At 72.8% G+C, this 23013-nt stretch carries 19 protein-coding genes; 6 read left to right on the forward strand and 13 right to left on the reverse strand.

Annotated elements, in window-relative coordinates:
- Window positions 1–2 precede the first annotated feature (2 nt).
- Genes ACYVAQ_RS04915 through ACYVAQ_RS04925 form a run of 3 tightly spaced genes read right to left on the reverse strand, consistent with a single transcriptional unit; the run spans window position 3 to window position 3353 of the window.
- Complete coding sequence (locus ACYVAQ_RS04915) at window positions 3–764, reverse strand: crotonase/enoyl-CoA hydratase family protein (RefSeq protein WP_460787357.1); 762 nt, start codon at window positions 762–764, stop codon at window positions 3–5.
- Entirely contained in the window at window positions 761–2395 is a 1635-nt protein-coding gene (locus ACYVAQ_RS04920; RefSeq protein WP_460787358.1) for an acyl-CoA dehydrogenase family protein, read from the reverse strand. The genes ACYVAQ_RS04915 and ACYVAQ_RS04920 overlap by 4 nt, the downstream gene beginning before the upstream one ends.
- A 19-nt stretch (window positions 2396–2414) precedes the next feature.
- Entirely contained in the window at window positions 2415–3353 is a 939-nt protein-coding gene (locus ACYVAQ_RS04925; protein ID WP_460787359.1) for a crotonase/enoyl-CoA hydratase family protein, read from the reverse strand.
- A 30-nt stretch (window positions 3354–3383) separates the two neighbouring features.
- On the opposite strand from ACYVAQ_RS04925, the gene ACYVAQ_RS04930 reads away from it, so the two are divergent.
- Window positions 3384–4112 (forward strand): PaaX domain-containing protein, C- domain protein, encoded by a 729-nt coding sequence (locus tag ACYVAQ_RS04930; RefSeq protein WP_460787360.1) that lies wholly within the window; start codon window positions 3384–3386, stop codon window positions 4110–4112.
- 14 nt (window positions 4113–4126) lie between these two features.
- Window positions 4127–4789: an enoyl-CoA hydratase-related protein gene (locus ACYVAQ_RS04935; protein WP_460787361.1), complete on the forward strand. Its 663-nt coding sequence runs from the start codon at window positions 4127–4129 to the stop codon at window positions 4787–4789.
- A gap of 69 nt (window positions 4790–4858) precedes the next feature.
- Here ACYVAQ_RS04935 and ACYVAQ_RS04940 read toward each other — a convergent pair whose 3' ends face one another.
- From ACYVAQ_RS04940 to ACYVAQ_RS04970, 7 genes are all read right to left on the reverse strand, one after another.
- Window positions 4859–5542: an SWIM zinc finger family protein gene (locus ACYVAQ_RS04940; RefSeq protein WP_460787362.1), complete on the reverse strand. Its 684-nt coding sequence runs from the start codon at window positions 5540–5542 to the stop codon at window positions 4859–4861.
- On the reverse strand, window positions 5539–8304 hold the full coding sequence (locus ACYVAQ_RS04945) for a DEAD/DEAH box helicase (protein WP_460787363.1): 2766 nt from the start codon (window positions 8302–8304) through the stop codon (window positions 5539–5541). The genes ACYVAQ_RS04940 and ACYVAQ_RS04945 overlap by 4 nt, the downstream gene beginning before the upstream one ends.
- A 10-nt stretch (window positions 8305–8314) precedes the next feature.
- Window positions 8315–9553, reverse strand: coding sequence for a hypothetical protein (locus ACYVAQ_RS04950; RefSeq protein ID WP_460787364.1), 1239 nt, complete (start codon window positions 9551–9553; stop codon window positions 8315–8317).
- Window positions 9554–9594: 41 nt separating this feature from the next.
- On the reverse strand, window positions 9595–11805 hold the full coding sequence (locus tag ACYVAQ_RS04955; protein WP_460787365.1) for a DEAD/DEAH box helicase: 2211 nt from the start codon (window positions 11803–11805) through the stop codon (window positions 9595–9597).
- 31 nt (window positions 11806–11836) lie between these two features.
- Window positions 11837–12097 carry a hypothetical protein gene (locus ACYVAQ_RS04960; protein ID WP_460787366.1) on the reverse strand — a complete coding sequence of 87 codons (261 nt, stop codon included), beginning with the start codon at window positions 12095–12097 and terminating at the stop codon, window positions 11837–11839.
- A 61-nt stretch (window positions 12098–12158) separates the two neighbouring features.
- Window positions 12159–12854, reverse strand: a complete 696-nt coding sequence (locus ACYVAQ_RS04965) for a hypothetical protein (protein ID WP_460787367.1) — start codon at window positions 12852–12854, stop codon at window positions 12159–12161.
- Window positions 12855–12890: 36 nt separating this feature from the next.
- Window positions 12891–14828, reverse strand: a complete 1938-nt coding sequence (locus tag ACYVAQ_RS04970) for a M13 family metallopeptidase (protein ID WP_460787368.1) — start codon at window positions 14826–14828, stop codon at window positions 12891–12893.
- A 115-nt stretch (window positions 14829–14943) separates the two neighbouring features.
- Here ACYVAQ_RS04970 and ACYVAQ_RS04975 point away from each other — a divergent pair, with 115 nt between their 5' ends.
- The gene (locus tag ACYVAQ_RS04975) at window positions 14944–15465 is read left to right on the forward strand and encodes a CAP domain-containing protein (RefSeq protein WP_460787369.1); all 522 of its coding nucleotides are present in this window, start codon (window positions 14944–14946) and stop codon (window positions 15463–15465) included.
- A gap of 3 nt (window positions 15466–15468) precedes the next feature.
- On the opposite strand, the gene ACYVAQ_RS04980 is transcribed toward ACYVAQ_RS04975, so the two are convergent.
- Entirely contained in the window at window positions 15469–16434 is a 966-nt protein-coding gene (locus ACYVAQ_RS04980; RefSeq protein WP_460787371.1) for an NADPH:quinone oxidoreductase family protein, read from the reverse strand.
- A gap of 74 nt (window positions 16435–16508) precedes the next feature.
- Here ACYVAQ_RS04980 and ACYVAQ_RS04985 point away from each other — a divergent pair, with 74 nt between their 5' ends.
- The 3 genes from ACYVAQ_RS04985 to ACYVAQ_RS04995 all read left to right on the forward strand — a co-directional run bounded on the left by ACYVAQ_RS04985 (window position 16509) and on the right by ACYVAQ_RS04995 (window position 20292).
- The gene (locus ACYVAQ_RS04985; protein WP_460787372.1) at window positions 16509–17048 is read left to right on the forward strand and encodes a PadR family transcriptional regulator; all 540 of its coding nucleotides are present in this window, start codon (window positions 16509–16511) and stop codon (window positions 17046–17048) included.
- The gene (locus tag ACYVAQ_RS04990; protein WP_460787373.1) at window positions 17045–19060 is read left to right on the forward strand and encodes an FAD-dependent oxidoreductase; all 2016 of its coding nucleotides are present in this window, start codon (window positions 17045–17047) and stop codon (window positions 19058–19060) included. Before ACYVAQ_RS04985 ends, ACYVAQ_RS04990 begins: the two co-directional genes overlap by 4 nt.
- Window positions 19061–19146: 86 nt before the next feature.
- Window positions 19147–20292 carry a MalY/PatB family protein gene (locus tag ACYVAQ_RS04995; RefSeq protein ID WP_460787374.1) on the forward strand — a complete coding sequence of 382 codons (1146 nt, stop codon included), beginning with the start codon at window positions 19147–19149 and terminating at the stop codon, window positions 20290–20292.
- Here the strand turns inward: ACYVAQ_RS04995 and ACYVAQ_RS05000 are convergent.
- Both ACYVAQ_RS05000 and ACYVAQ_RS05005 read right to left on the reverse strand, forming a co-directional pair.
- The gene (locus ACYVAQ_RS05000) at window positions 20249–21655 is read right to left on the reverse strand and encodes a GH1 family beta-glucosidase (protein WP_460787375.1); all 1407 of its coding nucleotides are present in this window, start codon (window positions 21653–21655) and stop codon (window positions 20249–20251) included. The genes ACYVAQ_RS04995 and ACYVAQ_RS05000 overlap by 44 nt on opposite strands.
- A 5-nt stretch (window positions 21656–21660) precedes the next feature.
- Window positions 21661–23010 carry a glycoside hydrolase family 1 protein gene (locus ACYVAQ_RS05005; protein ID WP_460787376.1) on the reverse strand — a complete coding sequence of 450 codons (1350 nt, stop codon included), beginning with the start codon at window positions 23008–23010 and terminating at the stop codon, window positions 21661–21663.
- Window positions 23011–23013 lie beyond the last annotated feature (3 nt).

Raw genomic sequence — 23013 nt, forward strand, 5'->3', positions numbered from 1 at the left:
ACCTAGAAGGCGCCGCCCCGACCCGCGCCGTCGCGGAACCGCGCCGCGCCCGCCATCGCCTCGAGCAGCGAGCGGCCACCGTGGACCCACTCGACGTCGAGGGCCCGCTCCAGGGGCAGGCCGTGCTGCTCGTAGGCCGACAACCGGTCCTCGCGCAGGCACGTCTGCGGGAAGGCCGCGAGCTGCTCGGCCAGCGCCACCGCCTCCGCCACCGCCCCACCCGGCGCGCTCACCCGGTTGGCCAGCCCCATCCGCAGCGCCTCCTCGGCCCCGACCGGACGGCCGGTGAGGATCATGTCGAGGGCGTGCGACTGACCGATCAGGCGCGGCAGCCGAACCGTGCCGCCGTCGATGAGCGGGACGCCCCAGCGCCGGCAGAAGACGCCGAACACCGACGCGGGGTCGGCCACCCGCAGGTCGCACCAGAGGGCGAGCTCGAGGCCGCCGGCCACGGCGTACCCCTCGACCGCGGCGACCACCGGCTTCGACAGCAGCAGCCGCGAGGGACCCATCGGATCCGGGCCGTCCGTGCCGGGCGGGTCGGCGCGCATCGTGCCGGCGCTGACCGCCTTCAGGTCGGCCCCCGCGCAGAACGTGCCTCCGGCGCCGGTCAGCACCGCGACCGCGGCGTCCGGGTCGGCGTCGAAGGCCAGGAAGGCGTCGTACAGCTCCTGGGCGTGGGCGGTGTCGACGGCGTTGCGCACGTCGGGCCGGTCGATCGTGACGATCGTGACTGGCCCGCGCCGCTCGACGTGGATGCTCATCCGCCGAGCCCGGCCGGCGTGCGCTCGAGGATCGCGGCCAGGTCCAGGCCGGCCGGCAGGGTGCCCAGCGCGCCGCCCCAGTCGCGGCCGAGGCGGGTCGCGCAGAACGCGTCGGCGACGGCCGACGGCGCGTGCCGCAGCAACAGCCCACCCATGAACACGAGCGCGACCTGCTCGACGATCCGGCGGGCCCGCAGCTCGATGTCGTCGAAGGAGGTGAGCTCCTTCTTGAGCTTCGCCAGCGCGTCGTCGTACCGGACGTCGAGGCCGGCGGCGAGCTCGGCCTCGCCGAAGAACGCGTCCAGCGACTCCGGCTCCCGACCGATGGCCCGCAGCGCGTCGAGCGCGGCGACGTTGCCGGAGCCCTCCCAGATCGAGAGCAGCGGCATCTCGCGGTAGATGCGCGCGAGGTCGAAGTCCTCGGTGTAGCCGTTGCCGCCGAGGCACTCCAGCGCCTCGCCGGCGGCGACGGGGGCACGCTTGCAGACGTAGTACTTGGTGGCGGCCAGGGCGAGGCGCCGGACGGCCGCCTCCCCCGCGTCACCGCGGATCGCGCGGTCGTTGGCCCCCGCGAGCCGCAGCATCGCGGTCATCGCCGCCTCCGACTCGACCTGCAGGTCGGCCAGCACGTTGCGCATCAGCGGCTGGTCGATCAGCGCCCTGCCGAACGCCGAGCGGTGCCGCGCGTGGTGCGTGGCCTGCGCGAGCGCCGACCGCATCCCCGCCGTCGAGCCGATGACGCAGTCGAGACGGGTCATGTTCACCATCTCCACGATGGTCTTCACGCCGCGCCCCTCCTCGCCGACGAGCCAGCCGATCGCGTCGTCGTACTCGATCTCGGAGGAGGCGTTGGACTTGTTGCCCATCTTGTCCTTGAGCCGCTGGAAGCGGATCGGGTTCGCGTCGCCGCCCGGGAGCACCCGCGGCAGCAGGAAGCACGAGAGGCCGCCCGGTGCCTGGGCGAGGGTGAGGAAGAGGTCGCTCATCGGTGCGGACGTGAACCACTTGTGACCACGGATCACATACGTGCCGTCGGGTCGCGGCGTCGCCGTCGTCGTGTTGGCGCGTACGTCGGAACCGCCCTGCTTCTCCGTCATCGACATGCCCGCGATGAGGCCGCGCTTGTTCGCGGGGTCGCGCAGGCCGAAGTCGTAGACCCGGTTCGTCAGCAGTGGCTCGAGCTGTGCCGAGAGCTCGGCGTTGGCGCGGAGGGCCGGCACCACGGCGTACGTCATGGAGATGGGGCAGCCGTGGCCCGCGTCGACGTTCCAGACCGCGAACTTCGCCGCGCGCGCCACGTGCGCGCCGGGGCGGTCGTCGGCCCAGGGTGCGGCGTGCACGCCGTGGGTCACGGCGGCCTCCATCAGCTGGTGGTACGCCGGCACGTACTCCACCTCGTCGATCCGCTCCCCCGTCCGCGAGAACGTGTGCAGCTTCGGCGGGACCCGCTCGGCCCAACGGCCGCGGTCGATCCACTCCTCGCTGCCGGCCATCCGGCCCAGCTCGTGGATCTCGTCGAGCGCCCAGCCGGCGCCCTCGCGCTCGACCCCCTCGAGCAGGACCGGGTCGTCGGCGGTGTCGTGACCCACCAGCGGCGGGACCTGGTTGAAGACCTCGTGCGTCGTGCTCATCTCGTTCATCCCTTGTTCGTCAGCCCTTGTTGGTGGAGGGTCCGAAGTCGTCGTACGGCGCCGCGTCGCGCTCCTGCACCGCCTGCTTGAAGCCCACCTCGGCGGCGCGCGCGGCGAACGCGTAGCCCTCGCGGGTGTGGCGTGAGATCCCGTCGAAGACGGTGCTGATCATCTGGCTGTTCTGCACGCCCTGCGCCAGGAGCGCGGAGTTGAGGGCCAGCTTGACCATCATCAGCTGGTTGATCGGCATGGCGGCAATGCGGGCGAGCAGGTTCTCGGTGCGGGCGTCGAGGTCCTCCGGCTCGGGCGCCTCGATCGCGAGGCCCCACTCCAGCGCCTCCCGGCCGGAGAGCGTGTCACCGGTGAGCAGCAGCCGCTTGGCCCGCTGGTCGCCGAGCCGGTGCGCCCACATCCCGGCGCTCGGCACGCCCCACACCCGGGTCGGTGGGTAGCCGATCTTCGCGTCGGCGGCGATCAGGATCTGGTCGCAGTGCAGCGCGATGTCGGTGCCGCCGGCCACGCAGAAGCCGTGGATCTTGGCGACCGTGGGCTTGTTGGCGTGCAGCAGGCTCGCGTAGCCCTTCGTGAAGCGGCTCATCATCGCGTAGTCGACCATCGGGTCCCACTGCTGGGCCGGGTCGTGGTTCGGGATCGCCTGCTCGGCGAACGCGCCGAGGTCGTAGCCGCCGCAGAAGCCCTTGCCGCGACCGCTCACGACGATCACGTGCACCCGCGGGTCGAGGTCCGCGCGCTCGACGGCGTGCGCGAGGTCGCCGGGGGTGTCGAGGGTGATCGCGTTGCCGTGCTCGGGGCGGTTGAAGGTGATCCGCGCGATCCGGCCGTCGACCTCGTAGGTGAGGGTCGCGTACGTCGCCGCCGTGTCGTCGACCGGCAGGCCGGCGTACGGCGAGTCGGCGCCCTCGAACGCATCGCGGCGCCACGGCGCTGCATCTGTCATGCCCGCGACGTTACAACTATGCTCACAACTGTGTCCAGATCTGTAGCGCCCGCTCTCCCGGCCCGATCGGTCGTGCTGAGCCTGCTGCTCGGCTCCCACCCGGATCGGCTGAGCCCCGCCGCGCTGACCCGAGCCGGCGACCACTTCGGCATCCCGGCCTCGACGATGCGGGTCGCGCTGACCCGCGCCGTGGCGGCGGGCGACCTGGTGCGGGTCGACGGCGACTACGTGCTCGGCGAGCGGCTGGTCCGCCGTCAGCGCCGGCAGGACGAGGCCGTCGACGACGCGGAGACGCCGTGGGACGGCACCTGGGAGATGGCGGTCGTCGTGGTGGCCGGCCGGTCCGGGGCCGACCGGGCGGCGCTGCGCGAGCTGTTGTCGTCGTACCGCCTCGGCGAGCTGCGCGAGGGGGTCTGGACGCGTCCGGCCAATCTCCGCCGGCCGCGTGGGTACGCCGACGAGCCGGTCCTGCGCACCTTCAGCTCGACCCCCGACGACCCCGTCGACCTGGCCGGCGCGCTGTGGGACCTGCCCGCCTGGGCACGGGAGGGGCGCCACCTGCTCCGCGCGCTCGAGCGCACCCGGAAGCCCGCACCCCGACTGGCCGCGGCCGCCGCGGTCGTGCGCCACCTGACCTCCGACCCGCTGCTCCCACCCGCGCTGCTGCCCGCGGACTGGCCGGCCGGTGAGCTGCGGGCCGGCTATGCGGCCTACCAGGCCGAGCTGCGGGACCTCGCCCTCACCGGGTCCGCGGAGTGAGTAGGGTTGGAGACATGGCGAACCTGACCCGTGAGGGCGACGTGCTCCTGCTCGACCTCGGCCACGCCGGCGAGGACGACGACCACCGCTTCAACCCCGAGCGGATCGCGGCACTGGAGGCGGCGATCGACGAGGCCGAGGCGACGACCGGCCCCGCGGCGATCGTGACCACGGCGGTCGGGAAGTTCTACTCCAACGGCCTCGAGCCGGAGCGGTTCACCGCCCCGGGGGCCGACGAGTACTTCCGCTCCTACCACGGGCTCATCGCCCGCCTGCTCTCCTCGCCGGTCCCCTCGGTGGCCGCGCTCCAGGGCCACTGCTTCGCGGGCGGGATGTTCTGGGCCTTCGCCCACGACCAGCGGGTGATGCGCGCCGACCGCGGCTTCGTCTGCCTGCCCGAGGTCCACCTCGGCATGGGCTTCACGCCCGGCATGGGCGCGATCGTGCAGGCCCGACTCACCCCCGCCGCCGCCCACGAGATGATGACGACGGGCCGTCGGTACGGCGGCTCGGAGGCCGTCGCCGCCGGCATCGTCGACGTCGCCGTCGCCGAGGACGAGGTCCTCGCCACCGCCGTCGAGCGCGCCACCGCCCTGGCTCCCCTCCGCGGCGACGCCTATGCCTCCATCAAGCGGCAGATGTACGCCGGCACCCTCGCCGCCCTGGCTGGCTCGTAGCTCCGTCGTACCTGATCGTTTGGCCCCTTTTCGGCGTGAAAGGGGCCAAAAGATCAGGTACGACGCAGGTCAGAGCAGGCCGTCGGGGATCTCGGCACCCCGCTCGAGCAGCTCGGCGAGCCGCCGGGCGCGCAGGACAGCGTCGGCGGCGACCTCGACGTCGTCGGCCAGGTCGGCCGCGGTGAGCACGCCGGTGGTCGAGCCTGTCGAGACCCGCGCGTGCAGCTCGCCGAGCAGCGCCTCCCGGTCGAGCCCGCGCACCGCGAACAGCACCAGCGGGTCGGCGTCGACCAGCCAGCCGACCTGCACCAGCACGGCGAGGGCGTGGCTGCAGGGGTCGAGCACGTAGGGGCAGGTGCACGAGCAGGCGAGCTCGCCGCCGTACGGCAGCAGCTCGACGCCGGTCTCCTCGGCGTGCTCGACCAGGTCGTGCGGCAGATCGCCGGCGAGCAGGGCGGCGATCCGGCCGGACTCGGCGGCGACGACCTCGACGAGCGCGCGGCGGTCCTCGGCGGCCAGCTCGGGCACCTCGACGGACACCGTCCATGCATCGTCGCCCTCGCGCACCGCCGCGAGCAGCGACCCGGGTCCGACGCTGATCCCGCCGACCTCGCCGCTGCGGGCGCGGGCCCGTCCGCGGCGCAGGTCGCCCTCGGCGTACGCCGCCTCCTCGACCGCCCTGCCCCAGGCCTTGCCCCACCACGTCCGCAGGCCGCGGGCGGGCGGGTGCTGGCGGGGGTACGTCGTCCTCACTCGTCGGCGTCCAGGGCAGCTCGGTACGCCTCGCGCCGAGCGATCTCCTGCAGCGTCACCAGGTCGCGCAGCTCCTCGTTGCCGAGCTCGGTGAGCGCCGCCTCGCCCCGGGCGAGCACCGAGTCGGCGAGCGAGCGCTTGCGCCGCAGCAGCTCGGCCACCCGCTCCTCGATCGTGCCGCGGACCACGAGCTTGTGCACCTGCACCGGCTGGGTCTGCCCGATCCGGTAGGCCCGGTCGGTCGCCTGGTCCTCGACGGCCGGGTTCCACCAGCGGTCGAAGTGCACGACGTGGTCGGCGTGGGTGAGGTTGAGCCCGGTGCCTCCGGCCTTGAGCGACAGCAGGAACACCGGCACCTCGCCGTCCTGGAACCGGCGCACCATCGCCTCACGCTCCGGGACCGGCGTCTGCCCGTGCAGCAGCTGGTGGGGTACGCCGGCCGCGGCCAGGTGCCGCTCGATCAGCCGTGCCATCGCGACGTACTGGGTGAAGACGAGGACCGCACCGCCCTCGGCGAGGACCGTGCCGACCAGCTCGTCGAGCAGCTCCAGCTTCTCCGAGCGCCCCCGCAGCCGGGGTCCGCGGCCGCCGGACTCCTTGAGGAACTGCGCCGGGTGGTTGCAGATCTGCTTGAGGCCGGTGAGCAGGGCGAGCACCAGGCCGCGGCGGCCGGGGTCGTCGGCGGGCAACAGCTCGATCCGCGCGAGCGTGTCCTTCACGAACGCCTCGTAGAGCACGACCTGCTCGCGGGTCAGCCCCAGCAGGTGCTCGGTCTCGGTCTTCGGCGGCAGCTCGGGCGCGATGCCAGGGTCGCTCTTGCGGCGCCGCAGCAAGAAGGGACCGATCAGGTCCGCGAACTGCCGCGCCACGATCGGGTCGACACCGCTCTCGATCGGCGCCGCCCACCGGCGCCGGAAGGCCAGCCGGCTGCCGAGCAGCCCCGGCACGGTCCAGTCCAGGATCGACCAGAGCTCGGCCAGGTCGTTCTCGACGGGGGTGCCGGTGAGGGCGACCCGCGCGCGGCCGGGCAGCTTGCGCAGCGCCCGTGCCGTCGCGGTCCGCGAGTTCTTCACGTGCTGCGCCTCATCGGCGACCACCAGGTCCCAGGACACGGACGCGAGTGCGTCGACGCTGCGCCGGAGCGTCCCGTACGTCGTCAGCACGAACCCGGTCTCCGGAAGCTCCCGGTCGGAGCCGTGGAACCGGACCACCGGTACGCCGGGCGCGAACCGCTCGATCTCGGCCTGCCAGTTGCCGAGCAGGCTGGCCGGGCAGACCACCAGCGTCGGCCGACCACCGGACAGGCCGCTCTCGAGCCGGTGCAGGTGCAGCGCGATCAGGGTGATCGTCTTCCCGAGGCCCATGTCGTCGGCGAGGCAGCCACCGAGGCCGAGCCGGGTGAGGTCGGCGAGCCAGGTCAGGCCGTGGCGCTGGTAGTCGCGCAGCTCTGCCTCGAGGCCGGCAGGGGCCGTCAGGGGCTCACGGGTGGCGGCAGCGAGCAGGTCCTCGCGCACCCGCAGCAGGGAGGCACCCACGATCACCTGCTCCGCGAGCGGCTGCTCACCAGGCCCTGCAGGCACCTCGGCCACGCCGGTGAGGGCGGCCGCGAGCGCGTCGGCACCGGACGCCCGGCGGATGAGCCGCTTGCGCGCCCGCAGCGCCGTGCTCGGGTCGACGACGGTCCACGCGCCGCGCAGCTTGAGGATCGGGGTGGCAGCGAGCGCCAGCTCCGCGAGCTCGGCGTCGGTGAGCGGGTCGCCGTGCAGTGCCACCTGCCAGGAGAACTCGAACAGGGCTCCCTCGCCGAACATGCTGTCCTGCAGCGGCAGCTCGTTGTCGCGCGGCGTGACCCTCTGGTCCAGCACCGCTCGGGTCGTCAGGTCGCGGCCCAGCGCCCGCGGCCAGTGCACGTCGACCTGCGCATCGCGCAGCGCGCCGACGTGCTCGAGCAGCGAGGACACCTCAGCACCGTCGAGCGCGATCTCGTCGGGCACCGCCAGGGCGAGGAACCGGTCGAGCACCGGCCACACCTCCGCGGCCCCCCGCAGCGCGATGCCGGCGTGGATGCGCGCGCGGGGGCCGAAGCCGTGCTCGGGCAGGTCGCCGGCCGGCACGTCCGCGAAGAGCAGCGCGGCGTCGCACACGTGCAGCGGCTCCTGCTCGTCGTGCACCTGCAGCACGAGGCGTACGCCGCCCGCCGCCAGCTCCTCCTCGTCCGCCTCCACCCGCAGCGAGATCCGCACGAGCTCGGGCAGCTCGAGGCCGCGCCGAGCGCTCGCCCGGGCGGCGACCCGCTCCTGGACCCGCTGCGCGAACCCGGTGTCGGGGGCTGCGTGGACCGCACCGGCCGGGCGGGCCAGGCGCACCGGCGCCGCACGCGGCAGCGCATCGGCGACCGCGGCGACCATGCCCTCGACGATCCCGAGCGCGGAGGCGGCGTCGACGTCGTCGTACGTCCGAGCGCGCGCCAGCAGGTCGATGCTCTCCCGCTCGCGCTCGTCGAGGCCGTCGACCCGCCAGGCACCGTCCTCCGGGGCGATCCGGCCCGCGCCCACCAGGCGGGTCGCCAGCAGCGCGGAGGCCGCGAGCAGCGCCACGCTGGGGTGGGTCGTCGGGTCCTGACGCGACCGGCTCAGCGCCGGGAGCGCGGCCCGGACGGGCAGCTCCACCCGGCGCTCGGCACCGGTGAACTCGATCGTGCTGTCGCGCGGCGGGTCGGCCGGGCGGAAGGTCGCCGGTCCGACCAGGGGCACGAAGCTCACTCAGAGGAAGTTAGCCGGACGTACCGACAGCACGTGCCTTGCGGCGCGACACGAAGAAGGCCGCCAGCACCAGCAGCGCGCCGGCACCGCCCAGCGCACCCTCCCAGATCGCGGGGTGCCGGACGGCGAGGACGGCCGTGCCGATCGGGACCGCGATCGCGGGCAGCGCCACCGCGAGCACCTTGAACCCGGAGTGGTCGGAGACCAGGGCGGCCAGCGCCCAGAGCAGGGTGAGGGCGGCGACCATGGCGAGGATCCACGCGACGTCGCCGGAGTAGTCCGCCGGGTTGGAGCTGGGCGCGAACGACATCGACGAGGAATAGGCACCCGAGCCCGACGAGGCCGATCCGAAGCCCGGGAACATCCCGCCGAACGAGCCGAGCACGCCGGCGATCTTCCGCTCAGCGAACAGGGCACCCATGCTGCCGACGAGCCCGACCAGGCCGAGCACCCCGACCGCGACACCACTGATCGCACGACTGGGCAGGAACCAGCCCAGCACGGTGACGGCCGCGACGAACACCGTGAGGGCGATCGCGAAGACGACGATCCGGTTGTCGTGCTTGAACGAGTCGCTCACCGTGTCGGAGAAGACCTGGCCGTAGAGCACGCCGAGGCCCGCGATCGCGACGACCACGAACGCCGGACGACGGGCGATCACGTAGCCGATCGCGGCGAGGCAGGCGATCACCCCACCCACGAGGTAGGCCTCCCACTTCCCGTCGTGGTCCGGGCCGACCCCGACCCCGATCATCGGCGCGGTGGCGAGGATGCCGACGACGCCGGGCCAGGTCACGAGGTCGCCCCGCGCCTGACCACCGGCCTTGCGGCCGACCCCGATCGCGCCGAAGAGGGCGAGGCCGAGGAGAACGGCGGTGGCGGCGAGGCCGACGCCGTACGTCGACCAGTGGATCGTGCTGGGCGACCCGTGCCGCCCGTGGCCGGCCGCGATCACCACGCCCGCACCGAGCAGACCGGCACCGACCGAGACGAGGGCGGCGGTGAGACCGCCCTTAGTCGGTGCGGTCGGGAAGTCGGTGTCGATCGGCGTACCGAACCCGCCGCCGTCGCCGTCGTCGCCCACCTGCACCCGCGGCACGGCAGCGGTCGGCGTCGGGTCCTCAGCCGGCTCGTCCGCCGGATCCGGGTCGAACGCACCCTCCGGCGGCTGGGGCGCCCCCTGCTCGGCGGCCTTGTCGGCCTCCGGCTTCGCGTCCGTGGCGTCGTCCGAGCTCGCAGCGTCGTTCATGGTTCCGAGCCTAGGTGCGGGACAGGCCGATCCTGTGGATGTCAGCCTGAGACGGCGAGCACCAAGGGGAGGACCGCGTCGGCGCCCGACTGGTGCAGCTCGGCGCCGGCGATCGTGAGCGTCCAGCCGGTGCCGATCCGGTCGTCGACGAGCAGCACCCGGCGGCCGGACACGGACGCTCCCTGGTCGAGCCGCAGCGCGCTGCGGCGGCGGACCGCGGCGACGCGCTGGGCGGAGTTCGTGGCGCCCTTCTCCGGGGGGACCTCGGGATCGACGATCGCGAACCTGCCGACCACCGGCACCTGCAGGAACCGGGAGAGCCCGGAGGCCAGGTCGGCGACCAGCTGCGGTCGCCGCTCGGACTCCACCACGACGATGGCGTCCACCTGGGGGCGCCAGTCGTGCAGCATCGTCACCATCGCGCGGGCGAGGTGGTCCGGCACCGGCCCGTCGTCGCCGGCGAAGAGCGCGCGCAGCGACCCTCCGTGTCCGAGGTCCGTGAGCCGCGCGATCGCACGGCCCTCCTCGAGCGGCGGCGCGATCCTGCCCGACAGCGGCACCCCGATCGCGGACAGGCCGGTGGGCCACAGCTTCCGCGGCTCGATGGGTACGCCGGGGCGGGCGATCCGGTCGGCGGCCTCGCTGACCGCGGCCTCGGACACGTCGGCGGAAAGGGTCAGGCCGCCGCAGTTGTCGCAGCGCCCGCAGGTCCAGGACGGATCGGCCACGACCGGCAGCGTGGCGGGAGACGCCGTCGGCGGAATCCCGTCCGGGCCGGACAGCGGATCTGTGCCTCCGCCGACGGTGTCGGAGACGCGCTCGGTCAATGGGACGAGCTCCGGGTCGTCGAGCTGCCGCCGCAGGTAGGCCATCCGGCACTCGCCGCTGGCCAGGTAGTCGAGCATCGCCCGCTGCTCGGCCTCGCGGGCCTGGGCAACCCGCGCGTAGCGCTCCGCGTCGTACTCCCAGCCCTGGCCGGTCGACTCCCACCCGCCACGCACGCGGCGGACGGCTCCGTCCACGTCGAGCACCTTGAGCATCGTCTCCAGCCGGGTGCGCGACAGGTCGACGCGCGGCTCGAGCGCGGCGGTGCTCATCGGGCGCCCCTCCTCGGCCAGGACGGCCAGCGTCTCGCGCACCAGCTCCTCGCGCGGGAACGCCAGCGACGCGAAGTAGGCCCAGATGTCGCGGTCCTCCACCGCCGGCAGGAGTACGACGGACGCCCGGTCCACCGCTCCACGCCCCGCGCGGCCGACCTGCTGGTAGTAGGCGACCGGGCTGCTGGGGGCTCCCAGGTTCACCACGAAGCCAAGGGCCGCGTCGAAGCCCATGCCGAGCGCGCTCGTGGCGACCAGGGCCTTGATCCGCCCGTCGACGAGTGCCTGCTCGAGGGCGAGGCGCTCGGTCTGCTCGGTCTGCCCGGAGTAGGCGGCCACCTCGTGGCCGCGCGAGCGGAGGTAGTCGGCGACCTCCTGGGTCTGCGCGACGGTCAGGCAGTAGACGATGCCGCTGCCGGGCTGCTCGGCGAGGTGGTCGGCGAGCCAGGCGAGGCGCTGCTCGGCGGTGGGCAGCCGCACCACCCCGAGCTGCAGGGACTCCCGGTCGAGGGAGCCGCGCAGCACCAGGGTGTCGGCGCCGAGCTGGGCACCTACGTCGTCGGTGACCCGCTGGTTGGCGGTCGCCGTCGTGGCCAGCACCGGGATGCCGTCGGGGAGCTCGCCGAGCAGGGTGCGGATGCGGCGGTAGTCGGGGCGGAAGTCGTGGCCCCAGTCGGAGATGCAGTGCGCCTCGTCGATGACGAGCAGGCCGCAGGTCGCGGCCAGCCGGGGCAGCACCTCGTCGCGGAACCCGGGGTTGTTGAGCCGCTCGGGGCTGACGAGCAGCACGTCGACCGCGCCCGCCGCGATGTCGGCGTGGACCCGGTCCCACTCCTCCATGTTCGTGGAGTTGACCGTCACGGCGCGGATACCGGCCCGCTCGGCGGCCGCGATCTGGTTGCGCATCAGGGCCAGCAATGGAGAGATGATCACGGTCGGGCCGGAGCCCGCCTCCCGCAACAGCAGCGTCGCCACGAAGTAGACCGCCGACTTGCCCCACCCGGTGCGCTGGACCACGAGGGCGCGCGCCCGGTCGACGACCAGGGCGGCGATGGCGGCCCACTGGTCGTCGTACAACCGGGCCTCGGGGTTGCCGACCAGCGCCCGCAGGTGCTCCTCGGCGCGGCCCCGGACATCGGTCGTGAGTGCGGTCATGCGCCCTGTCTACCAACCGCTCCCGACAACCTCACCACCAGCGGCGACCTCCCCCACGCAGCATCGCGATGACCACCGGCAGGAAGACCCACATCGGCCAGAAGTAGCCGCCGCCGCTCATCAGCCAGATCACCGTGCAGACCGCGCCCGGGACGAGCGGTGCGGGGATCCCGCGCCGCTGTGCGCAGGCCGGCTGCCGCCGTTCGTCGTACGCCGGTCGATCCGGCTCGCGCCCCGGCTCGGGGACCGGGTGGCGGGTCGGCCGGTAGACCTCGTAGGTGGGCTCGGACATGCCTCCATGACACCGCGCGCCCCGCCGGCGGACAAGTGCCGGATGTCATGGGTCGGGCGGTTCAGTCAATGAGCTCGCCGGACACATAGCCGCCGTCAAGGTTCCCGTCGACCGCGTAGAAGCTGTCCCCGGGGTGGTCGATGTAGATCGTCACCCAGTGGTCGTCGGACTCCGCGGGCGGCGTGACGGTCAGCGAGGTGTTCGTGACCTTCCCTCCCGCGTCGTGCCAGGCCCGCTCGTAGAGCTTCTCCAGCGCGACCACGTCGAGAGCGGCGAGGTCGAAGGTCTTCCCGAGGACGTAGGAGCTCGCATCGCCGCCGCTGCGCAGGCCGCTGTCGCCGTAGAAGTAGTAGCTCTGCGCAGGCTCGCCCGGGTGCGCCGGCGGCACCACCACCGAGTAGTCCGACTGGTAGGCGGAGAAGGACGAGACGCGGGTGCTGCCGACCCGTTTGCGCAGGGCCTTCACGAACGCGTCGAACCTGGCCTGCCCGAGGGTCGGGGCGAACGCGATGACCGGCTCAGCCTGTGCGGACTGCGCGGACCGCGGGTCGTGGTGCGCGAGCAGCACCAGCGGCGTGGCCGCGACCGCGGCCAGCACCACCCCCAGCACGACGAGCGTCCTCCGTCGGATCCGCACGATGCCGCGCGAGCCGACCTCCTGGATCGCGCTCGGCAGCGGATCACCCGCGGCGGCGCGGTCCTCGGGACGCGCACCGCCGTCGGGCGTCTCGTAGACGTCCCAGCTCCCCTTGCTCACGCGCCCATCCTCTCCTGCACGGGCGCGGGCCACACCTCACCAGATCCGGACGCGCTCCTCCGGGTCGAGCCACAGCCCGTCGCCCGCCGACGTCGCGAAGACCTCGTGGAACTCGTCGAGGTTGCGCACGATGTTGGCGCGGAACTCCGGCGGGCTGTGCGGGTCGATGGTGAGGTACTGCCGCTCCTGCTCCTCACGACGCTTGGTGCGCCAGACGTAGGCCCAGTTGAGGAACACCCGCTCCTGGTCCTCGACCGACGCGTCGCCGCCCTGGGAGATCCTGTAGGCCTTCAGCCCGATCGTGAGCCCGCCGAGGTCACCGATGTTCTCGCCGACGGTGAGCGCGCCGTTGACGTGCTCGCCGGGCAGGTTGCGGGGGGAGAAGCCGTTGTACTGCTCGACCAGCGCCTTGCTCTTGACCTCGAAGGCGGCCTTGTCCTCCGGCGTCCACCAGTCGTTGAGGTTGCCGTCGCCGTCGTACTGCGCGCCCTGGTCGTCGAAGCCGTGGCCGATCTCGTGGCCGATCACCGCGCCGATGCCGCCGTAGTTCTCGGCCGGGTGGGCGTCCGGGCTGAAGAACGGCTTCTGGAGGATGCCCGCCGGGAAGCAGATCTCGTTGGTGCCCGGGTTGTAGTAGGCGTTCACGGTCTGGGGGAGCATGAACCACTCGTCGCGGTCGACCGGGCTGCCGATCTTCGCGAGGTGGCGCGCGGTCTCGAAGGACGCGGCCGCCTGGACGTTCGCGAACAGGTCGTCGGGGGTCACCGTCAAGGACGAGTAGTCGCGGAACTTCTCGGGGTAGCCGATCTTCGGCCGGAAGGTCGCGAGCTTCTCGTAGGCCTTCTCCTTGGTGGCGTCCGTCATCCAGTCGAGCTTCTCGATGGAGGCCCGGTACGCCGCGAGCAGGTTGGCCACCAGCTCGTCCATCATCTGCTTGCTGGTCGGCGGGAAGTGCCGGGCGACGTACTCCTTGCCGACGGCCTCGCCCATGGCGCCCTCGACGAAGGACACGGCCCGCTTCCAGCGCGCCCGCAGCTCGGGGGTGCCGTTGAGGGTGCGGCCGTAGAAGTCGAAGTTGGTCTGCACGAAGTCGTCGGTGAGGTACGCCGCCGCGTGCCGCCACACGTGCGAGGTCAGCCAGTCCTTCCAGGTGTCCAGCGGTACCTCGTCGAGGACCTTCGAGAGGTGCTCGAAGTAGCTGGGTTGGCGCACGCAGACCTCGGCGATGGTCGCCTCGGAGCCGCCCAGGTTGGTGATGTACGCGTGCCAGTCGAAGCTCGGGCAGAGCTCGTGCAGCTCGGCCAGCGTCTTGAGGTTGTAGGTCTTCTGCACGTCACGGGTCTCGGCGCGCTCCCAGTGCCCCTTGGCGAGCAGCGTGTCGAGCTCGAGGATCCGCTGCGCGGCGCCGGCCGGGTCAGCGTGCCCGCCGAGGGTCAGCAGCTTCTCGAGGTAGGCCACGTAGGCGGTGCGGATCTCGGCGAACTTGTCGTCGCGGTAGTAGGACTCGTCCGGCAGGCCCAGCCCGCCCTGGCCGAGGTGGAACAGGTAGCGGTCGGACTGGCGGTCGTCGGTGTCGACGTACGAACCGAACAGGCCGTGGCCACCGACCCGCTCGAACTCGCCGAGGTACGCCGCCAGGTCGCGTACGTCGCGCAGCCCCTGCACCGCGTCGACGAGCGGCTGCGCGGGAGCGGTGCCCGCCGCCTCGATCCGGTCGGTGTCCATGAAGGAGTTGAACAGGTCCGCGATCTTGCGCGCGTCCGCGCTGTCGCCGCCGGTGCTCGCGAGGTCGGTGATGATCGCCTTCACCTGCTCCTCGGCCCGGTCGGCGAGCTCCACGAAGGGTCCCCAGCTCGAGCGGTCCGAGGGGATCTCGGTCTCCGCGAGCCAGGTGCCGTTCACGTGGCCGAACAGGTCGTCCTGCGGACGGATGGTGGTGTCCATGCCCGGACGGGCGTCATCGAGGATGCTCACTCCTCGAATGTAGGGCACGCGAGGTAGACCGGGACCGGGCGGGACGGGGTCCCGGGGTGGTCCCGATCGGTCAGCCGACGCTCAGGTCCGGCCGGCTTGCGTCGAAGTGCACGTCATGACCCACGTACGACGGACAATGGCCGCGGTCACCGCCGCGCTCATCGTCGGCGTGCTCCCCGGATCGATCCACTCCCCCGCCGCCGACGCCGCCGCTCCCCGATCGGTGGCCATGGCCCGCACGATCGACACGGCGGCGTACGGCCGACGCGTGCTGACCCTCACGAACCGTCAGCGCGCACGCCACGGGTGCGTCGCGCTGCACTGGCAGAACCAGCTGCGGCGCTCGGCCCAGCAGCACACCAACCTGATGTCGGCCACCGACATCCTCTCCCACCTGCTCGCGAGCGAGCTCGGTCTCGTCGCCCGGATCCTACGCGTCGGGTACCACCCGTGGACCCAGCTCGCCGAGAACATCGCGGTCGGCTACGCCTCGCCCTCAGCGGTGATGACGGCCTGGATGAACAGCCCCGAGCACCGGCGCAACATCCTCGACTGCCGGCTGCGCGACCTGGGGGTCGGCGTACGGGTGGACGACTACGGCACGGTGTGGTGGACCCAGGACTTCGGCCGCCACTGATCGTCAGTCGCGCACGCGGACCACGGACTTGCCGAGCGTGCCGCGTGCGTCCATCTCGAGCAGCGCGTCGCTGAACCCGTCCAGCGGGAAGGTCCGGCCGATCGGCGGCTTGATGACGCCGTCCTCGATCATCGGCACCAGCTGCGACCACTGCTTCTGCAGGTAGCCGGGCGTCATGAAGGCGTAGGCGCCCCAGCCGACGCCGCGGACATCGATGTTGTTGAGCAGCAGCCGGTTGACCTTGACCTCCGGGATCCCTTCCCCGGCGGCGAACCCGACGACGAGCAGGCGTCCCTGCGGCGCGAGCGAGCGCAGCGAGTCGGTGAAGAGGCTGCCACCGACGACGTCGAGCACGGCGTCGACGCCGCGCCTGCCCGTCAGCTCGGCGACGGCGTCGCGGAAGCCCTCGACCAGCACCGTCTCGTCGGCGCCGGCCGCCTTCGCGAACTCCGCCTTCTCCGGCGTGCTGACCAGGGCGATCGTGCGCACGCCCATGCCGCGCGCGACCTGCAACGCGGCGCTGCCGACACCGCCGGCCGCGCCGTTGACGAGAACCGTGTCGCCCTCCTTCAGGCCACCGCGCTCGTCGAGGGCGAACAGCGCGGTCAGGTAGTTCATCGGGATGGCCGCGCCCTCCTCGAAGCTGAGCTCGTCGGGCAGCGCGAAGACCATGTCCGCCGGCATCGCGACCCGCTCCGCGGCACCGCCGTACGGACCGACGGCGCAGACGCGCTGGCCGGGCGCGAAGCCGGGCCCGGAGACGACGGTGCCGGCGATGTCGACGCCGAGGGTGAAGGGCGGCTCCGGCTTGAGCTGGTACTCCCCCTTGCTCAGCAGCAGGTCGGGGAAGGAGACGCCGACGCTGTGCACATCGATGAGCAGCTCGTGCGACTGCGGGGTCGGCTCGGGCACCTCCCGGACGACGACGTCGGCGGGACCGGTGGTGGCGAGGACCTGGGCAGCGCGCATGGGGCGAACCTAGCGCCACCGTCGTGGGACAGGTCACCTTGCAACGAGTTGCATAGCTCTGCCACAGTGAGGACATGGCCCTGGAACACGCGCTGCTCGTCGCATTGCGCGAGCGCCCGTCCTCAGGCCTGGAGCTGTCCCGCCGCTTCGAGCGCTCGATCGGCTACTTCTGGTCCGCCACCCACCAGCAGATCTACCGGGTGCTGGGCCGGATGGAGGCCGACGGCTGGGTGTCGGTCGACATCGTCGTGCAGCAGGGCAAGCCCGACAAGAAGGTGTACGCCGTCACCGCGGCCGGCCGCGCCGAGCTGGCCGACTGGCTGGCGGCCCCCACCAAGGAGCAGGCGGTGCGCAGCGAGCTCGCCGTCAAGCTGCGCGGCGCGTCGTTCGGCGACCGGGCGGCCGTGCTCGCCTCGGTGCGCGACCTGGTCGCGGACCACCGGGTGCGCCTGGACGTCTACACGTCCCTGATGAAGCGGGACTACCCCGACGGGCCGGCCGGCCTGGACGGGCTCGAGCTCGATCAATACCTCGTGCTGCGTGGCGGGCTCCTCCTCGAGGAGGGGCAGATCGCGTGGCTCACCGAATACCTGGACACCTGGGAGAACCGATGACCGCCACGACGACCTCGTCGTACCCGCACCTGCTCGCGCCGCTGCGCGTCCGCAACCTCGAGCTGCGCAACCGCGTGGTGATGGGCTCGATGCACACCGGCTTCGACGACCACCCGTGGGACGTCGCGAAGCTCGCCGCGTTCTACGAGGAGCGCGCTCGCGGCGGCGTCGGGCTGATCATCACCGGCGGCTTCTCCCCCAACAAGCGCGGCTGGCTGAAGCCGTTCGGCTCGGAGATGTCGACCCGGCTGCACGCCATGCGGCACCGGGCCGTGACCGACGCCGTCCACCGCCACGACGGCCGGATCTTCCTGCAGCTGCTGCACGCCGGCCGCTACGGCTACAACCCGTTCAACGCCTCGGCCTCCGCGATCCAGGCGCCGATCAACCCGTTCAAGCCCAAGGCGATGTCGGCGCGGGAGATCGAGCGGACCGTCGACGCGTTCGCGCGCTCGGCCTGGCTGGCCGAGAAGGCCGGCTACGACGGCGTCGAGATCATGGGGTCCGAGGGCTATGGCATCAACCAGTTCCTCGCCGAGCGGGTCAACAGGCGCACCGACGCCTGGGGCGGTACGCCGGAGAAGCGGATGCGCTTCCCCCTCGAGATCGTGCGCCGGGCCCGTGAGCGGGTGGGCGACGACTTCGTCATCCAGTACCGGATCTCGCTGCTCGACCTGGTCGAGGGCGGGCAGCGCTGGGAGGACATCGTCACGCTCGCGCAGGAGCTCGAGAAGGCCGGCGTCGACGTCTTCAACACCGGCATCGGCTGGCACGAGTCCCGGGTGCCGACGATCATCACCCAGGTGCCGCGGGGCGCCTGGGTCGACTCGACCGCGGCGCTCAAGCCGCACGTGTCCGTGCCGGTCATCGCGTCCAACCGGATCAACACCCCGGAGCTGGCGGAGGAGATCATCGCGTCGGGTGCTGCCGACGCGGTGTCGATGGCGCGGCCGTTCCTGGCCGACCCGGAACTGGTGGCCAAGGCTGCCGCGGGGCGCGCCGACGAGATCAACATCTGCATCGCCTGCAACCAGGCCTGCCTGGACCACGCCTTCGTCAACAAGAAGGTGTCCTGCCTGGTCAACCCGCGGGCCGGCCGCGAGACCACGCTGGTGCTCGCCCCGACCCGGGTGAAGAAGTCGGTCGCCGTCGTGGGTGCCGGGCCGGCCGGCCTGTCGGCCGCGGTGTCGGCGGCCGAGCGGGGACTGGACGTCACCCTGTTCGAGAAGGGCACGGAGATCGGCGGACAGTTCCGGCTCGCCATGCAGGTCCCCGGCAAGGAGGACTTCCGCGACACCGTGCGCTACTACGCGCGTCGGCTCGAGGTGCTCGGCGTCGACGTACGCCTGGACACGGAGGCGGACGACGCCGCGCTGGCCGGCTTCGACGAGGTGGTCGTGGCGACCGGCGTGGTGCCCCGCATCCCGCGGATCCCGGGCATCGACCACCCCAAGGCCGTCTCGTACGCCGACGTCCTCGACGGCCGCGTCGTCCCGGGTCGTCGCGTCGCGGTGATCGGCGCGGGCGGCATCGGCGTCGACATGGCGGTCTTCCTCACCCACGAGGAGGAGACCCTCGAGGAGTGGAAGGCGCACTGGGGCGTGGGCGACCCGCTCATCGACCAGGGCGGGCTCGGGGCGGCCAAGCCGCGCAACCCCGCGCGCGAGGTGTGGCTGCTCCAGCGCAAGACGTCGCGGATCGGCAAGGACCTCGGCAAGACCTCCGGCTGGGCGCACCTGGCCCACCTCAAGCAGGACGGCGTGCACCAGATCAGCGGGGCGACGTACGACCTGATCGACGACGCCGGCCTGCACCTCACCGTCACTGCGGCCGACGGCTCGGTGTCGCAGCAGGTCCTCGACGTCGACCACGTCGTCATCTGCGCCGGCCAGGAGTCGGTGCGGACCCTGGTGCGCGAGGGCCGCACCGTCATCGGCGGCGCCGACGTCGCGGCCGAGCTGGACGCCAAGCGCGCGATCAAGCAGGGCACCGAGGTGGCCGCGGGGCTGTGAGGGGCCCGTCGTACCTGATCGTTTGGCCCCATTTCCCATCGAAAATGGGCCAAACGATCAGGTACGACGCCAACTAGGCTCGCCGCATGCTGCGCGACCTGACCGACGAGGAGGCGCGGCGGGCCCTGCCGTGCAAGTGGGGGATGGTCGAGCCGGACGTGCTGCCGGCCTGGGTGGCGGAGATGGACTTCGCGCTCGCGCCCCCGATCGCGGCGGCGCTGCAGGAGGCGGTGGCGGCGGGGCTGACCGGGTACCCGGACTTCCCGGTGGGTGGCCCCCTCGGTGAGGCGTACGCCGGCTTCGCGGCCCGCCACTTCGGCCACCACGTCGACCCGTCCTGGGTGATCCCGACCGTCGACGTCACCGCGGGGGTGCGGCTCGCGCTGGACGCGCTGTCGGCGGACGCGCCGGTGGTCATGACGCTGCCCGGCTACCCGCCGCTTCTCGACGTCGGTGGCGTGACCGGCCGCGAGCGCTGGGACCTCGTCGTCGGCCCGGACGCCGCGCGCGCCGAGATCGACCTGGGCGCGCTGGAGAAGCACCTGGCCGCGGGCGCCCGGACGGTGCTGCTCACCAACCCGCACAACCCGTGGGGCCGGGTGTTCACCCGCGCCGAGCTCGAGGCCGTGCGCGACCTCGTCGTCCGGTACGACGCCCGCGTGGTGGCCGACGAGATCCACGCGCCGCTGGTGCTGCCGGGGTCGCCGCGGCACATCCCGTACCTGTCGATCGACGGCACCGCCGACCACGCGGTCGCGGTCGTGGCCGCGTCGAAGGCGTTCAACGTGGCCGGCCTGCGCTGCGCGCAGCTCGTCGTCGGCGACGACACCACCCGCGACCTGGTCCGTGGGCTGCCGATGGTCCGCAACGACTCGTGGTCACCGCTGGGCGTGGTCGCGGCGATCGCGGCGTACACCGACGGCGACTTCTGGCTGGCCTCCCTGGTGCACCGGCTCGGCGAGCAGCGCGACCTCTTCGCATGCCTGCTGGCCGAGCACCTCCCGGAAGCGCGGATGCGGCCGCTGGAGGCGACGTACCTCGCGTGGGTGGACCTGCGCGCGTACGGCCACGACGACCCCGCGGCGGTCGCGCTGGAGCGGGGCCGGGTCCGCCTGGCCGCGGGCCACGACTACCACCCGGGGCTGACCGGTCACGTCCGGGTGAACCTGGCGACCAGCCCCGAGCGGCTCACCGAGGTGGTGCGCCGGACGGCGGTCGCGCTGCGGAGGTGACCGCCGCCCGGTGCGCCGCGATCAGCTCCGCGAACCAGCGGTAGCTGGCCTTCGGGATCCGCTGCTGGGTCGCGAAGTCCACCCACACCAGACCGAACCGCTGGGTGTAGCCGTCGGCCCACTCGAAGTTGTCGAGCAGCGACCAGCAGTAGTAGCCGCGGACGTCGGCACCGCGCTCGTTCGCCTCGGCGACCGCCCGCAGGTGGCCCGCGTGGTACGCGATCCGCTCCTGGTCGTCCACGACCCCCGAGGCATCCGGCCCGACCGCGTAGGAGCACCCCGACTCGGTGATCACGACCGGTGGCAGCACCGCCCGGTAGCGCGCCCGCAGGGTGATCAGCAGCTCGCGCAGCGCGTCGGGCACGACCGGCCAGCCGAAGTCCGTCACCGGGTAGCCGACGACATCGCGGAAGTCGAAGGGCAGGTCGGCGTCCTCGCCGGCCGCCCCGATCCGCATCGGGTTGTAGTAGTTGATCCCGTAGAAGTCGAGCGGCTGCCGGATCGCGGCGAGGTCTCCGTCGCGCACCAGGCCGGGGAACTCCTCCATCAGCATCGCGATGTCGGCCGGGTAGCGGCCCATCAGCATGGGCTCGACGTACTGGCCGTTCCAGAGGGCGTCGAACAGCTTGGCGGCGCCCACGTCGGCGTCGTCGTCGGAGGCCGGCCAGATCGGTGCGTGGTTGTTGGCGCACCCGATCCGACCAGCGACGCCGGAGGCCCGCAGCACCTCGACCGCGCGGCCGTGGGCCAGCAGCAGGTGGTGGGTCACGAGCTGCGCGTCGAACAGCAGCGCGCGCCCCGGGGCGAGCAGGCCGACGCCGTACCCCATCAGGCCGGCGACGTTCGGCTCGTTGACGGGCACCCAGTCGGCGACCCGGTCGCCGAGCCGCGCGGCCACCACCTCGGCGTACTCACCGAAGCGCTCGACGGTGTCCCGCGAGAGCCAGCCGCCGGCGTCCTCGAGCGGCTGGGGCAGGTCCCAGTGGTAGAGCGTCGCCATCGGCGCCTGTCCGGCGGAGAGCAGGCCGTCGACGAGCTGGTCGTAGAAGTCGAGACCGGCCGGGTTCACGCGCCCCGACCCGGACGGCACGATCCGCGGCCAGGCGATGGAGAACCGGTAGCCCGTGGTGCCGAGGCCGGCCATCAGGGCGACGTCCTCGTCGACGCGGTGGTAGTGGTCGCACGCGACCGCGCCGCTCGAGCCGTCGATCACCCGGCCCGGCTCGGCGCAGAAGGTGTCCCAGATCGACGGGCCACGGCCGTCCTCGGTCACCGCCCCCTCGATCTGGTACGCCGCCGTGCTGGTGCCGAAGCGGAAGCCGGCGGGCAGCCTGCCGGCGAGCTCGCCGATCCCGTCAGTCACGCGGCTCACCTTGCCATCCGCCGACGGTGCTCGGCGACGAGCCCGCGGTACCAGCCGAAGGACGCCTTCGGGGTGCGCACCTGGGTGCCGTGGTCGACGTGCACCAGCCCGTAGGGCGTCACGAACCCGTCGTCCCACTCCCAGCAGTCGAGCAGGCTCCACACGAAGAACCCCCGCACGTCGGCGCCGCGCGCGATCGCGTCCGCGACGGCCTCGAGGTGCGCGGCCAGGTAGGCGATCCGCGCGTCGTCCTGGACCTCGCCCGCCGGCCCCAGCACGTCGTTGTACGACGCCCCGCACTCGGTCACCACGAGCGGCGGCAGCAGGCCCGGGTAGCGCTCCCCCGTCGCCGTCAGCCAGTCGGTGAGCCCCTCGGGCACGACCGCCCACCCGCTGTCGGTGCGGTCGTAGCCGACGATCTCGGCGAGCTCGATGGGTGTCGGCGCACCCGGGTCGGCGGCCCGGATGCGGTGCGCGCCGTAGTAGCTGACCCCGTAGAAGTCGAGCGGCCGGCTGATCGTCTCCATGTCCCCGGGCAGGATCACCTCCTCCATCACCGGGGCCAGGTCGGCCGGGTAGCGGCCGCGCAGCATGCCCTCGAGCGCGATGCCGTTCCAGATGGCGTCGAAGAGCTTGGAGGCCGCGATGTCGGCGTCGTCGAGCGACGCGGGCCAGATCGGCGCGTGCCCGTTGGAGGAGCCGATGCTGCGGGCGCCGAGACCGCGCAGCACCCCGACGGCGCGGCCGTGCGCGAGCAGCAGGTGGTGCGCGAGCGGGACCGCGTCGAAGATCAGGCGGTGTCCCGGGGCGTGCTCGCCGACGCCGTACCCCTGGATCACCACCGTGGTCGGCTCGTGCATCGGCACCCAGTGGGCGACCCGGTCGACGAGCCGCTCACCGACCACGGCGGCGTACTCCTCGAAGGCGTCGGCGCTCGCCCGGTTCGCCCATCCGCCGCGGTCCTCGAGCGCCTGCGGCAGGTCGAAGTGGTGCAGCAGCGCCATCGGTTCGATGCCGCGCTCGAGCAGCCCGTCGACGAGCCGGTCGTAGAAGTCCAGGCCCGGTCGCGAGACCGGGCCGCGGCCCTCCGGGAGGACCCGCGACCACGCGATCGAGAAGCGGTACGACGACGCACCGAGCTCGCGCAGCAGGTCGAGGTCCTCGACGGAGCGGTGCACGTGGTCGCACGCGACGTCCGGCGTCGAGCCGTCGATGATGTGGCCCGGCGTCGCGGCGAAGGTGTCCCAGATCGTCCGGCCGCGCTCGCCGGACGCACCCTCGACCGAGCAGGCGGAAGTAGCGGTCCCGAAGCGGAACCCTGCGGGGAACCGCTCCGTCCGGACCGAGGACAGCACAGG

Source organism: Nocardioides maradonensis (genome assembly GCF_054777115.1).